Annotated in this window: 11 protein-coding genes; 9 read left to right on the top strand and 2 right to left on the bottom strand. The window is 46.7% G+C overall.

Annotation, left to right across the window (positions count from 1 at the left end; translation table 11 throughout):
- Positions 1-18 precede the first annotated feature (18 nt).
- Entirely contained in the window at positions 19-1431 is a 1413-nt protein-coding gene (locus AAHN97_RS25500; RefSeq protein WP_343304912.1) for a redoxin domain-containing protein, read from the bottom strand.
- 64 nt (positions 1432-1495) lie between these two features.
- Between AAHN97_RS25500 and rlmD the strand changes: the two genes are divergently transcribed.
- The 8 genes from rlmD to AAHN97_RS25460 all read left to right on the top strand — a co-directional run bounded on the left by rlmD (position 1496) and on the right by AAHN97_RS25460 (position 10534).
- Positions 1496-2905, top strand: a complete 1410-nt coding sequence (rlmD, locus tag AAHN97_RS25495; RefSeq protein WP_343304911.1) for a 23S rRNA (uracil(1939)-C(5))-methyltransferase RlmD — start codon at positions 1496-1498, stop codon at positions 2903-2905.
- Between the two features lie 29 nt (positions 2906-2934).
- On the top strand, positions 2935-3789 hold the full coding sequence (locus tag AAHN97_RS25490; protein ID WP_343304910.1) for a rhomboid family intramembrane serine protease: 855 nt from the start codon (positions 2935-2937) through the stop codon (positions 3787-3789).
- 37 nt (positions 3790-3826) lie between these two features.
- Positions 3827-4771: a rhomboid family intramembrane serine protease gene (locus tag AAHN97_RS25485; protein WP_343304909.1), complete on the top strand. Its 945-nt coding sequence runs from the start codon at positions 3827-3829 to the stop codon at positions 4769-4771.
- Positions 4772-5081: 310 nt separating this feature from the next.
- Positions 5082-6188: an endonuclease/exonuclease/phosphatase family protein gene (locus tag AAHN97_RS25480; protein WP_343304908.1), complete on the top strand. Its 1107-nt coding sequence runs from the start codon at positions 5082-5084 to the stop codon at positions 6186-6188.
- A 50-nt stretch (positions 6189-6238) separates the two neighbouring features.
- Positions 6239-7351 (top strand): endonuclease/exonuclease/phosphatase family protein, encoded by a 1113-nt coding sequence (locus AAHN97_RS25475; protein ID WP_343304907.1) that lies wholly within the window; start codon positions 6239-6241, stop codon positions 7349-7351.
- Between the two features lie 75 nt (positions 7352-7426).
- Positions 7427-8923 carry a cysteine--tRNA ligase gene (cysS, locus tag AAHN97_RS25470; protein WP_343304906.1) on the top strand — a complete coding sequence of 499 codons (1497 nt, stop codon included), beginning with the start codon at positions 7427-7429 and terminating at the stop codon, positions 8921-8923.
- Positions 8924-8934: 11 nt separating this feature from the next.
- Positions 8935-9906: a M28 family peptidase gene (locus AAHN97_RS25465; RefSeq protein WP_343304905.1), complete on the top strand. Its 972-nt coding sequence runs from the start codon at positions 8935-8937 to the stop codon at positions 9904-9906.
- 4 nt (positions 9907-9910) lie between these two features.
- A complete protein-coding gene (locus AAHN97_RS25460) occupies positions 9911-10534 on the top strand; it encodes a DNA-3-methyladenine glycosylase family protein (protein ID WP_343304904.1) in 624 nt (207 codons plus the stop codon).
- On the opposite strand, the gene AAHN97_RS25455 is transcribed toward AAHN97_RS25460, so the two are convergent.
- Complete coding sequence (locus AAHN97_RS25455; protein ID WP_343304903.1) at positions 10524-11132, bottom strand: hypothetical protein; 609 nt, start codon at positions 11130-11132, stop codon at positions 10524-10526. The two genes, AAHN97_RS25460 and AAHN97_RS25455, sit on opposite strands and share 11 nt — an antisense overlap.
- 197 nt (positions 11133-11329) lie before the next feature.
- On the opposite strand from AAHN97_RS25455, the gene AAHN97_RS25450 reads away from it, so the two are divergent.
- Positions 11330-14410 carry a SusC/RagA family TonB-linked outer membrane protein gene (locus AAHN97_RS25450; RefSeq protein WP_343304902.1) on the top strand — a complete coding sequence of 1027 codons (3081 nt, stop codon included), beginning with the start codon at positions 11330-11332 and terminating at the stop codon, positions 14408-14410.

Here is a 14410-nt window from a genome sequence, read left to right as displayed (position 1 = left end):
GTTATATATGATTATAAATCAACGTTTTGCGGCAGTACCTTTTGCTTCCCTGTCCAGGAATTCCTCCAATTGTTCCACCCCAAGGCGTTTGGCAAGGATCTTTTTATTCTCGTCCAGCAGATAAACAAGCGGCGTGCTGTATACATCATAGAACTTACGGTAATTACTCTTATAACCGGGGTCCCATACATGCGTCCAGCCAACGAGGTTTTTGTCTTTAATGAATTGGGTCCACTCAGCCTGTGTACCTTCTGTTTTAACGCCATACATAGCTACCCCTTTCTTTTTCCAGCTTGCCTTGTAAGCAGAATCCAGCCTGGGTACCTCTGTAATACAATGCCCGCAGGTAGGGTCCCAGAAAACCAATACCGTATATTTTGATTTGATATCGTAGAGGGCTTTAGGCCTGCCTGCTGTATCTACCAATGGCAGCGCAGCTGCCTTCTGGCCGATCAGGTTAGGTGCAATGGTAAAAGCCCTGTCGATGATCTTTTGATTTTGCTCCTCCGTTACCCAGTAAGCCTGTTTTGTGACGTAATACTTTTCCACCAGGTGTACAAAAACCGCATCCATGCCCATGATCGGAGAACCTTCATAGGTATGCGTAAGCCACCATACCACATACTTAAAGCTCTCTTTATCTTTCCTGGTTTTAGCGATCAGCCTGTCCCCTTCCAGGATCACGGAATCCGGGATAGGCGCCACCAACTGGTTAAAATACCTCGTAAGACGGTTTTCAATAATAGGGGTCCTTACCAGCCTTCCGTCACTAAGGTCCACATCATCCCAGTAATGCGCTTTAAAATACAGGTAGGGATAGGTGGAATCCAGGCTGCCGTCTTTTTTCCGCGGCATAGGAGGCACCTCTGTTTCCCGCATCGCCTTAAAGATACTGGCCAGGAGGGTTTGCGGCTGCTGCCGGATGATGTTATCCCTGTATGCCAGCAACTTTTTACCCAGCCCTTCAGAAAGGGGGCGGACTTTTGCAGTGTCTTCCGCAGTGCGGGCTGCTGCCAGCTTCTGCTGAATATCATTCATGATATCAGACTGGGAAGAAAGGAATTTATTGTACGCGGAAAACATATCGTTATCCGGAGAATTCTTATAAACTGTTTTGCCGGAAAGATCGCTGGTATCTATTGAAACGGAAAAGGTCTGCACCTTGTCCATCAGCATTTCAACATAGCGGGTTTTTCCTGGAAGTACCACCATATAAATACCTCCGGGCTGTTTCTCAGGGCCTTTTAATACCGCAATGCCTTCATTACTGATCTGTGCGGAATCCATTACATACGTGGTTTTACCCATGTAATGCCCCAGGTACACCGTACCCGATTGATATCCTTTCAATTGAACCGTGATATTGTATCCCTGTGCATGGAGGGAAAAAGTGCTGCAAAGGCAGATAAGGAAGTATAGCAGTTTTTGCATAGGTAGGATAAAAGTAAAGAAATTTCTTATAGCCTGATGCGAAAACCATCCTACCTTTGCACCCGTGAGGAAAAAAAATGTAGTTCTGGAAAATGTGCCCGTAACTGCTTATGCCGCAGAAGGTAAAGCGCTTGCACGGGTAGACGGTAAAGTGATCTTTATTGAAGGCGGCGTGGTGCCGGGAGATGTGGTAGATGTAAGGCTCAGTAAAAATAAAAAGGACTGGGCAGAAGGAAAAGCCACGCAGATACATACGTATTCACCGGACCGGGTAACGCCTTTCTGTGACCACTTTGGTCTTTGTGGCGGATGCAAATGGCAGATGCTCCCTTACGAGCGTCAGTTAGCCTACAAACAACAACAGGTGGAAGATCACCTGCGGCGGATAGGGCACCTGCAATTTCCTGCCCTGCCCCCCATCCTGGGAGCTGTTAAAACAAGGCACTACCGGAATAAACTGGAATTCACCTTCTCCAATAAAGCCTACCTCACAGACGAAGAGATCCGGGAAGCCGGGGAAGATTGGCCCCGCCGCAACGCTTTGGGGTTCCATATCCCCAAACTGTTTGATAAAGTGCTGGATATCCAAACCTGCTATTTACAGGAAGAACCCGCTAACCTTATCAAGAACACCATCCGCGACTGGGCAGAAAAACACAAATTGTCCTTTTACGATATCCGCCGCCAGGAAGGCTGGCTGCGTAACCTTGTTTTACGCATCTGTACAACCGGCGAAGTGATGGTGAACCTGGTGATCCACCACGAAGCAAAAGAACAGCGGGAAGCATTGCTGAACCACCTGCTGGCAACCGTACCGGGTATTACCACTTTGTTATATACCATTAATCCCAAAAAGAATGATAGTATCTTTGACCTGGAACCCAAAGTGTTCTTCGGTAAAGGTTATGTAGAGGAAAAACTGGAAGATTTCAGCTTTAAGATCGGCCCCAAATCTTTCTTTCAAACAAACACTTACCAGGGAGAAGCGTTATATAAGGTTACACGTGATTTTGCAGGATTAACCGGCAAAGAAACAGTGTACGATCTTTATTGCGGCACCGGCAGCATCGGCATATTTGTGTCCCGTATGGCCGGAAAAGTTGTAGGGATAGAATTGATCAAAGAAGCCATCGATGATGCGCGTGAAAATGCAGCCGCCAACAAAGTAGAAAACGCTACGTTTTTTGCAGGTGATGTGATAGATATTTGTGATGATGCCTTTTTTGCCGAACACGGCGCCCCCGATGTGATCATTACAGATCCGCCAAGGGCAGGGATGCATGAAAAACTAACCGCTAAACTGCTGGAAGTAGCAGCGCCGCGGATTGTTTATGTGAGTTGTAATCCGGCAACGCAGGCAAGAGACCTGGCGCTGCTCAATGAAAAATACAGTGTGGAAAAAGTGCAGGCCGTTGATATGTTCCCGCATACACACCACATTGAAAATGTAGTTTTACTGCAACGCAGATATTAATTTAACTTAACAGAATAAGCATTAACGCAATGAGTGAGTTCAGACCCGGCAGATTCCAGATGTTGCCCCTGGTAATCAAGAACCTTCTGATCATAAATGGATTGGTATTTCTGGCACAGGTCACCCTGGAAAACATGTATGGCTACCGTATGGAGGACCTTTTTGGTCTGCACTACTGGGGCTCTGAACTTTTCAAACCTCACCAACTGGTCACTCACCTGTTCATGCATGGCGGATTCGGCCACGTTTTCTTCAACATGTTTGCGCTGTGGATGTTTGGTAGTGCACTCGAAAATATCTGGGGGCCAAAACGTTTCCTCGTTTTTTACATCATCTGTGGCATAGGCGCCGCACTTTGCCATATGGTGGTACTCACGTACGACAATATGCAGGTGGTAAAAGCTGTTCAGCATTTTAATGCGGACCCTGCCTTTGATACTTTTAATGTTATCTACGAAAAATACGGTTTAGGTAACTATGTGATCAGCGAAGGCAATCAGCAGGTTAGCCTGCAAAGTTTCCGGGATGCCTGGAGCACCATGCCGCCGGAGTCGTACGACATGACCTTCCGCGCAAAACTCTACCTCGCGAAATTTGTAGAAACCTACGCCAATATCCCAACTGTTGGAGCCTCCGGCGCAGTATTCGGAATATTGTTCGCATTCGGGTATCTTTTCCCCAACAACTATTTGTTCATTCTGCCCATTCCTTTCCCCATCAAAGCAAAATATTTCATCGGTGGATACATCCTCCTGGAGCTGTATATGGGCATTAAAAATTCAGGAGAAGATAATGTGGCACACTGGGCACACCTGGGTGGTGCATTATTTGGTTATCTCTTGCTGAAGTTCTGGAACAAACGGAACCGGCGGACACTTTATTGATCTCAAAAGCTTAAATTTGTATACAAATACCAGCGCCATGCAAGTAGCGGAAAAAGAGAGGATGCCCCGTTTATCACTCGGGGAAGAGAAGAACATGGTAACGCAGCTGCTGCTCCTGAATATCACTGTTTACATCTTACTGTTGTTCATACGGGTGATCTATATGATGGAGAATTACGGCCTGCCCGCGTTTGACCGGGACATAATGGCTAATACCATGTTGCCCGCAGCCCCCATGACCTTACTCACCAAACCCTGGACCATCATTACTGCCATGTTTGCCCATATTCAGTTCTGGGACATCTTCAGTAACATGGTGTGGTTGTTCTGCTTTGGTACCATCCTTCAGAATATTTCCGGCAATAACCGCCTGGTAGTTCCTTTATATATTTTCGGCAGTATTTGCGGTATGGCGTTTTATGTGCTCGGCATGAACCTCATTCCGGCTTTCCGTACACTTGCTTCCACCAGTTCCCTGATGGGCGCAGGGGCTGGCGTAATGGCTTTGGCTGTTGGCGCCACTGTACTTGAACCCAAAGGCCGCGTTTTTCCCCTGCTCATGCAGGGTGGTGCCCCCATCTGGCTGATCACACTCATCTTCTTAGCCCTTCATGGTACAGCTATTGTTGCCGGAGGAGGAAGTTTAACCATTCTGCTTTACCTGCTGGGCGGAGCTTTCATGGGTTACATGTTTATGGCGCAATTCAAAAAAGGCCATAACTGGGGTTCATGGGTGAACGACCTGTTCTTCAACATCAGCCACATGTTCCATCCCAAAGAAAAGAAAGAAGCCCTCAAAGCAGAGATCAATACCACCCGCAGCGGTTTCCGCGCTACGCCCGTTCCCTTCACCAAAGTAGGGAATGTACCGGAGCATAAAGTGAATGAGATCCTCGATAAGATCAACGAACAGGGAATTGATATGCTCACTGCGGAAGAAAAAGAAACACTCCTCCGCGCAAGCAAAGAAAGAGAAGTATAGTTTGTAAGAACAAGCGCTTACGCAACAAACATCGCTCCCTCATGCCTGCTCCCCAAACAGGCATAGCCCTTCATACTTACCTCTTCAACAAAGTATCCCTTTTTCATACTAACTCCTCCCGCCAGGTATAGCTTTTTTAAAAGCATTATCCTATCCATATATTTAATATCTCCAACATGTGTGAAGCCCTGTCGCAGTAACCCTTTCCGGCCATGCAACAATTTTCACCACTTATATGAATTCTTTGTTTCCAGGTTCTTTTTATCACGGCTACACGCTATTTTTGTGACTCATAAATTTAGCCCCTGCCTTGAAAATTGCTCTTACTGTCATCCGTCGTTTATTGCTTTGGGGCAACGTGCTCCTTGCCGCCGGACTACTGCTTTCGTACTTTATTCCCTTTACCAATCCCAGCAGTTTCTGGCCCGGTGGTTTTGCGGGACTTCCATTTCCATTTTTCTGGTTAGCCTGTATCTTTTTCATTCCCCTCTGGATCATTTATCGCCGTAAATACTGGCTGATCTCTTTGATAGCCGCCGTTGTTACGCTGGGTGGAGTTTTCAGCACCTGGGGTATTCATCTCTTCGGTGGAAGCAATGCTAATAGCAATACCTCTTTCACCCTGATGACCTACAACTGCAGCAGCATGGGCATCAAAGGATACAAAGAAGTTCCCGAAGTGCGCAAAAGCATGTACGAAGAACTGAAAAAAGCCAGTCCGGATGTGCTTTGCCTCCAGGAATTCTACACCAACACCAACCCGGATAAACCCGATAACTTAGACAGTATCCGCAAAGAACTGAATTACCCCCACCATTATTTTGTGAGGAGCCTTATCCACTGGGATACCTGGCACTATGGCACTGTTATTTTCTCCCGCTTCCCCATCATAGATACCACAAGGGTAAAACTTTTCGAAGTTTCCAAAGGCCCTGGCACAGAAGACCTGATCGCTGCAAGCCTCCTGATCAAAGGAGATACTGTAAGGATCATATCCGCTCACCTGGCTTCCTACAAGATTCAGCAGGATGACTATCAGACCGTGGCCTCCGCAGAAGTGCACAAAGTCCGTGGCATCCTGTATAAGATGCGCCGTACCTTCAAACTCAGATCAGAACAGGCACATATCATCAGGAACGAGATAGATCGCAGTAAACATCCGCTTATTGTAGTAGGGGATTTCAATGATGTACCCGTTTCCTACACTTACCGCACCATCCGTGGAAGCCTCCAGGATGCTTTCCTGGAACAGGGTTCCGGCTTTGGCAGAACCTTTTCTGCCATCTCACCCACACTACGGATAGATTACATTCTGCCGGATAAGTTCTTTACCGTGGAGGAATTTTCCATCCATCGCAGGCGGGGTTTCGAGCACTTTCCCATTATGGCCAGGTTATCTATAAACAGAAAAGATTAACACCTTGTCTTTTAATGCGTTAAATTTATAGCGGCCAAACTATCTGCCTGTTGAAATTTTTACGACTTTTTACAAAAGGATTTTTCCTTATCGTGAACGTGGTAACTGTTCTATTTTTCCTGCTGGCCTGCCTGGCGCCCTTTATTTCGCCGGTCAGGTTCTGGCCGATCAGTTTTATCACGCTGGGTTTCCCGTTTCTGCTGGTAGTGCTGCTGTTATTCCTCATCTTCTGGATCATCTTCCATCCTAAATATGCATTGATACCACTGGTAGCCCTGGTGATCGGCTGGAAGTCTGTTTCTGCCTTTTTCTCCCTTCGCTGGCCCACCAAATGGGAAACATCCAATAAACCGGAAGGCACCATCAATGTAATGAGCTATAACGTAGCCCTGTTTGGCCTCTACGCCAAGAAAAACAGCAAGCCCACCCGCGAAGCGATGTTTGATCTCATCCAACGGCAACAGCCGGATGTACTTTGCCTCCAGGACTTTTACACTTCAGAAAAATCAGATGATTTCAATAACCGGGAAGATCTTTCCCACGTCATGAAACTGCCCTACCGTTTCTTTTCCAGCGATTTTAACCGCAATGGTACACAACACTGGGGCAGCATCATCTATTCAAAATTTCCCATTATCCTGTCAGATAAGGTAAAACTTTCTCCCGGCCCAATGGGTGAAAGCCTCATCTATGCAGATATTCAGCGGAATAAGGATACCATCCGCATCGTAAATATGCACCTGGAATCCTATCGCTTCAACGCCAAAGATTATCAGTCTATCGAAAAAATAAAGAAACAGGAAGATACCGGGCTTGTTGCCGCAAAAGGTATTGTGGTGAAAATGCGGGATGCTTATGTTCGCCGCAGCCGACAGGCCAATATTGTAGCGGACTTCATCAGAACCAGCCCGCATCCCGTGATCGTTTGCGGAGATTTTAATGATACGCCTGCTTCCTACACATATTTCACCATCAAAGGAAACCTGCAGGATGCTTTCCTCAAAAAAGGCAGTGGCATCGGCAGAACATTTACCGGCCTCTCACCCACACTGCGAATAGATTACATCTTTATCGACAGAAGCTTTACCATCAACGGTTTCCGAACTGTACATTCTGAGCTCAGTGATCATTACCCGGTCATTGCCAATGTGAGCATTCCCTAGAATTTCCACTTTTGCTTAAAAAATTCGACATTCGGGTTGAAATATCCGAAATTCGCCGATCCACAATATCAGATAATGTCAGAACAGCTTAAACTACACAATACCCTAAGCCGGCAAAAAGAACTATTCACTCCGTTATATCCCGGGCACGTTGGCATGTACGTATGCGGACCAACTGTTTCCGGAGAGTCGCACCTGGGCCATGCACGCCCCTTCATTACATTCGATGTAGTGTACCGTTACCTGTTACACCTGGGTTATAAGGTACGTTATGTAAGGAATATAACAGACGCCGGCCATTTTGAAGAAGAAGGCCGCGCCGCAGAAGATAAGATCGCCAAATTTGCACAGCTGGAAAAACTGGAGCCCATGGAACTGGTGCAGAAATACACCAATCTCTTCCACTGGGCCATGGAACAATTCAATACTTTAAAACCAAGTATAGAACCTACCGCTACCGGCCATATCGTAGAGCAGATAGAAATGATCAAAAAGATCATGGATGAAGGATTTGCCTATGAAGCAAACGGCTCTGTTTATTTTGATGTAATGAAATATTCAGAAGGTCACCATTACGGCATCCTCAGCGGCCGCGTTTTGGAAGATCAGCTGGAAACCACCCGCGAACTGGAGAACCAGGACGAGAAAAAGAACAAAGTGGATTTTGCCCTCTGGAAAAAAGCGCCACCTGAACACCTGATGCGCTGGCCAAGCCCATGGGGAGAAGGTTTCCCCGGATGGCATATCGAATGCTCTGCTATGAGCAGTAAATACCTGGGGCAGCAGTTTGATATCCATGGTGGTGGTATGGACCTTCAATTCCCCCATCACGAATGTGAAATTGCACAAAGCGAAATTGCACATGGAGAAATGATGGCGCGTTACTGGGTGCACAATAACATGATCACCATCAACGGTAAAAAGATGGGTAAAAGTTATGGCAACGTGATCCGCCTCACGGACCTGTTCGCCGGCACGCATCCCCTACTGGAAAAGGGTTATAGCCCTATGACCATCCGTTTCTTTATTTTGCAGACGCATTACCGCAGCACACTGGATTTCTCCAATGAAGCCCTGCAGGCCGCGGAGAAAGGTTTGCAGCGTTTATGGTATGCTTACGAAGTACTACAGAAATTGGTATACACCGCCAACGGTGCAGACATCAATAAAGAACTGGATGATCAGGTACAGGCCTGGTGTAATGATTGCGCCGTTTCCATGAACGATGATATCAGCACCGCCAAAGTACTGGCCAATCTTTTCGAACTTTCTCCCGTTATTAATTCATTGAAAGGCGGACAGGTAAAGATGCATGAGATCAGTGAAAATACTTTCACACTCCTGCAGCAAACCTGGAAAACTTATCTGATCGATGTACTCGGTCTCCAGCCTGAAAAACCGGCAGAAACAGATAAACTGGACGGCGTATTGCAATTGCTGATAGATATCCGCAAGGAAGCCAAAGGCAAAAAGGATTATGCTACTTCAGATAAGATCCGCAATCAGCTGCTCACTATCGGTATTCAACTGAAAGATGAGAAAGACGGCACCGTATCTTATGCTATTGAATAAATGAGTAAACCATGAGGAGGCTGATCCTGCTGGCTGCAATTACTTTCGCAGCCTGTAATAACAATAACAGTAATCAGAACACGGAAGAAGAAAAGCAGGCCAGCGTAAATGCGCCCGTATTTTCTGCAGACACTGCTTATGCTGCCGTAGAAAAACAGGTAGCCTTCGGCCCCCGGATCCCTGGAACGCCAGCCCAGGAAGCCTGTGCAGCCTGGTTGATCGGTTATTTCAAAAACCTGGCGGATACGGTTTATGTGCAACGCACAAAAGTGATAGCACCTAGAAAGAAAGAACTGCCCTGCATTAATATCATCGCTTCTTTTAATCCTGCTGCAAAGACCAGGGTGTTGTTATTCTCCCATTGGGATACCCGCCCGTTTGCAGATAAAGATGCTTTCGATAAAAAGAAACAACTGGATGGGGCAGACGATGGTGCCAGCGGAGTAGGTGTATTAATGGAAGTCGCCCGCCAGTTCCATGCAAAGAAACCTGCCATAGGCGTGGATATCCTGCTCACCGATGTGGAAGATTACGGCGAATCTGATGTGGCCGATAGTTATTGCCTTGGTACACAGTATTGGGCCAAAAATCCTCACATCAATGGCTACACGGCCCAATACGGCATCCTGCTGGATATGGTGGGGGGCCGCAATGCCAGCTTTTACATGGAAGGCCATTCTAAACAATACGCCTATCCGCAGATGAAAATGTTCTGGGATGTTGCCAATACCCTCGGTTATTCAGATCTCTTCCGCTATGAAGAATCACTGGGAGGCCCCGCATTTATTACAGACGATCATGCTTACGTGAACACACTGGCCAAGATCCCTTCCTTCGATATCATTGCCACCCAGCCGAAAGGAGATTTTATGCCGCACCACCATACTTCCAACGATAATATGTCTGTGATAGACAAAAGAACATTGCAGGCTGTAGGTCAAACCCTCCTGCATGTGATCTATGGTGAACCGTTCAATTATTAAACACATGGCACGCACTTCCACCCATCACGATATCTATATCCCGCATCTGCACAAGGATAAAAAGCTTAAACGCATTGTGATGGAACCACTGGAAGTGATCCCCATCCGGAAGAATATTGCCCTGAAACTCATTGGCTCCATCATGAGCCAGCAATTGTCTGTAAGAGTAGCTGAAGTGATCTATGCCCGCTTCCTTAACCTCTATGGCGGCAAAGAACCAAAAGCACAACAGGTCCTGGATACAGACCCTGCCGTACTGCGCAGCATCGGATTATCCAATGCAAAGGTCTCTTATGTGCACAACGTAGCCCGCTTTGTGATCGAAGAAAAATTAACAGATGCCAAACTGCATAAGCTCAGCAACGAGGAAGTGATCGCTTATCTCACCCGGATTAAAGGTGTGGGCAAATGGACGGTGGAAATGTTGCTGATGTTCTACCTGGGCAGAGAAGATGTTTTTTCGATAGATGATTGGGGTATTCAACAAGCCATGATCAGATTATATAAACTGGACGCAACAGATAAGAAAGCCTACCGCGCAAAACTATTGGAGCTTTCCGGGAAATGGTCCCCTTACAGAACACATGCCTGCCGGTATTTGTGGTCCTGGAAAGATACTAAGGCTTGATCGTATAATTCCGCAACCGCGTAGTATCCTCGAACCTGTCCAGCTCTATCAGCCCCACTCCCTTTGCATAATAATTCGTACTTAAGATCTGTGGTGGTATAAAGGGCGGAACGGAAACTTCCATCTCCACACCTATTACATTCGTATAAGCCTTACCCAGTACCGTTTTGTTACTCCCTTTCTGAATGATGGTGTAGCGGATGTTCAGCATAAAATCCCCCAGCCCTGTAATGGTGATGGGAATATCTTCAGACCACCCCTGGCCCAAAGGAACATTCTCTTTCAGGTAAGTTGTTTTGATAGGTTGCGTGGGTGCATTGGGAATACCTGTAACCGCCAGCAGTTGCACATAATCTCCGCCACCGCAATCAAAGAGAGAAAATTCCCCCGTAATATCATCTTCCAGCATACGATAGCTTTCATTCCCGATAACAGAATCTCCTTTTACCAGCAATACAAAGTCACCCGACATGGGCGGGTTCACATTCACGAACTCATAATTAAAGCTGGAGCCTGTTGTATAAGGCGAGTAATTACAAACATGACTTTGAAGCGGGCCTTCATCACTCTTTTCTTTCTTACACGCGGCCAGTACCATTATTACGAAAACTAAACATAAAAAGGGGCTCAGTTTCATGGTGTTATCAATTCTATCCCTAAGTTACCCGATATTTTTCTAAATATATAGGTCAATTTGACACTTAATTTTCGAAAATATTTAAAAGGAAACAAGATAACTTTAGCATACAAAGAAAAACCTTAATTCTTAACCCACTTTCTAAATCGATCTACAGTATGAAACCCATTCCACGTTATGGCGGAGCCATTCTCATGGCCGTATTCGCCTTATTTGCCGGAGGCATGTCCGTCTCCCATGCGCAAACAACACCCACACAAACATCCAAAAACATCACAGTCAAAGGCAGGATCAGGGATGTGCAGAACATTTCCCTTCCCGGTGTAACAATTGTGGTGAAAGGGACCAGTAAAGGAACCGTGTCTGATGAAAAAGGGAATTTCTCTCTTTCGGACATAGACCCACAGGCTGTACTGGTCCTTCAGTTCATCGGGTACGAACAGCAGGAGTACCCTTTGAATGGATCAGCCTCCGTTAGCATCCTGCTGAAAGAAACAGAAAAACAGTTGGACGAGTACGTTGTTACCGGTTATGGTACTACAAAAAAAGTGACCAAAACCGGCTCTGTTAGTACGGTAAAAGGCTCCGAGATCAAACAGGCGCCAACAGTGAACATTTCAAACGCATTAGTAGGAAGGGTTTCAGGCCTCATGGCCATCAACAACAGCGGGGAACCCGGTTATGACGGATCGCGGATCCTGATCCGCGGCCGCAGTACTTTCAACAATTCAGATCCGCTCGTAGTGATCGATGGTATTCCCCGGGATGGTTTTCAACGCCTCAATCCTAACGACATTGAAAACATCTCTGTATTGAAAGATGCCTCCGCAGCCATCTTTGGCTCCCGGGCTGCAAATGGCGTTATCCTCATCACCACAAAACGCGGCCGTACCGGCAAACCCTTGTTGAGCTACAATTTCAACCAGGGATTCACACAAGCTACCCGTTTGCCCGAAATGGCCGACGCACCCACTTATGCACGCATCGTAAATGAGATCAACAAAAATGCGGGAGACCAGCCCAAATTCACAGAAGAACAGATCGGCAAATTTGGCGATGGCTCTGATCCCTGGCGTTATCCAAACACGGACTGGATTGATGAAGTAGTGAAACCCTTATCCAGCCAATACCGCCACGATCTTTCGCTCCGCGGAGGTTCCGACAAGTTTATCTATTACGTATCCCTGGGAACACTTTTCCAGGATGGTATTTTCAAGAACAGCGCTACCAAATACCGCCAGCATAACCTGCGCGCAAACCTGGATGCGAACGTAAATAAATACCTCACGGTACGCATAGATGTGGCCGGCAGACTGGAAGACAGGAATTTTCCACCCCGCAGCGCCGGTTCCATTTTCCGTGCATTATTACGCGGAAGGCCTACTGAAGCTGCCCGATGGCCAAACGGCTTACCCGGCCCTGATATTGAATACGGCGATAATCCTGTTGTGACCAGTACCAACGAAATAGGCTACCAGCGGGATAAAACCTATGTGCTCAACTCAAATCTTGGCGCCGTGATATTCATTCCCGGCGTAGAAGGTTTGTCTATTGACGGAAACCTGGCACTGGACCAGAACTTCAATTTCCAGAAACGTTTCATCAAACCCTGGACGTTGTATACCCTGCAAGGGTTTGATGCCAACAACAACCCACAACTGGAAGCCGCCAGCCGTGGTGTAAGTGCTCCGGAAATGGAAGAATGGTATAACCAGAATCAAAGCATCACACTCAACGCCAAGATCAATTACGTGAAGAGTTTCGGGAAACACAACCTCAGCACCATCTGGGCCATAGAACGCAACGAAACCAAAGGTGATAACCTCTGGGCAAGGCGCCGTTATTTTACTTCGGATGCTGTAGACCAGCTCTTTGCAGGTAGTAACGATGAAAAGGATAATACCGGCCGTGGTTTTGATTATGCACGCCTCAATTACTTCGGCCGTATTTCTTATAACTACGATGAAAAATACCTCTTCGATTTTAACTGGCGTTACGATGGATCGCAGAACTTTCCATCCAACAAACGTTTTGGCTTTTTCCCCGGCGTATCTGCAGGCTGGGTACTTTCCCGTGAAAATTTCTGGAAACGCGCCATCGGCACTACAGTGGATTATTTCAAACTCCGCGCCTCTTATGGCCAGATGGGGAACGATCTCATCAATCCTTTCCAGTACATGAACACTTTTGGTATTGCAGAAGGCGGTACTGTATTCGGAGATAAACTGAATACAGGTATCTACACCTTGCGCGTGCCCAATGAAAACATTACCTGGGAAGTATCCAACAACCTGGATGTTGCCATAGAAGCGAAGTTCTTTAATGGTCTCTTTGGTATTGAAGCGGAATACTTTAACACCAACCGCTACAGCATCCTCACCAAAAGATCTGCTTCCATTCCCATCTACACGGGTTTAACCTTACCGGATGAAAACATCGGTAAAGTACAGAACCATGGTATTGATCTGCACCTCACGCATAAACGAAAAGTAGGTAAATGGACGTATGAAGTGGTAGCTAACATTTCCCACGCCCGCAACAAGATTGTGTTCTGGGACGAAGTACCCAATGTGCCGGAATGGCAAATGTCCACCGGTAAACAGATCGGCGCTACGCTGTATTATGAAGCCATTGGTATTTTCAGGGACCAGCGCGCAATAGATGAATATCCGCATGTTGGCGGCGCCATTCCCGGAGATATTAAATTCCGTGATGTAAACAACGATGGTCAGATCAACGACCTGGACCGTGTGCGCGTGAACCGTTCTGAATACCCTGTATGGAATTACGGCGTAACACTCGCAGCAGAATACAGGGGTTTTGATGTTACTATGCTCTGGCAGGCTGCAACCGGAGCCAGTCAGTATATCCGTACGGAATCAGGGCTCATCGGCAACTTTCCCATGAAAATAGTGGAGAACCGCTGGACGCCGGAGAACATAGATGCTGCCTATCCAAGACCCTACGACAGGGACAAAGAATATTGGGTAAGCCGCCAGAATACTTTCTGGTTGTGGAATACAGACTACCTGCGTTTAAAGACCATGGAAATAGGTTATACCTTATCCGAAACCCTGCAAAAACGCATCGGTCTGGACGATCTCCGCATTTATGTAAGCGGGCAGAACCTCATTACTATTGATAAGGTGAAGATCTTTGATCCGGAATCACCCACCGGCAGCGGACAATTTTATCCGCAAACCAGGATCTTCAACGTTGGCCTTAATGTAACCTTCTAA

Source organism: Chitinophaga niabensis (genome assembly GCF_039545795.1).
GTDB lineage: Bacteria > Bacteroidota > Bacteroidia > Chitinophagales > Chitinophagaceae > Chitinophaga > Chitinophaga niabensis_B.
The sequence above is the reverse complement of the archived record's forward strand: the minus strand, read 5'-3'. Positions and strand labels throughout refer to the sequence as shown.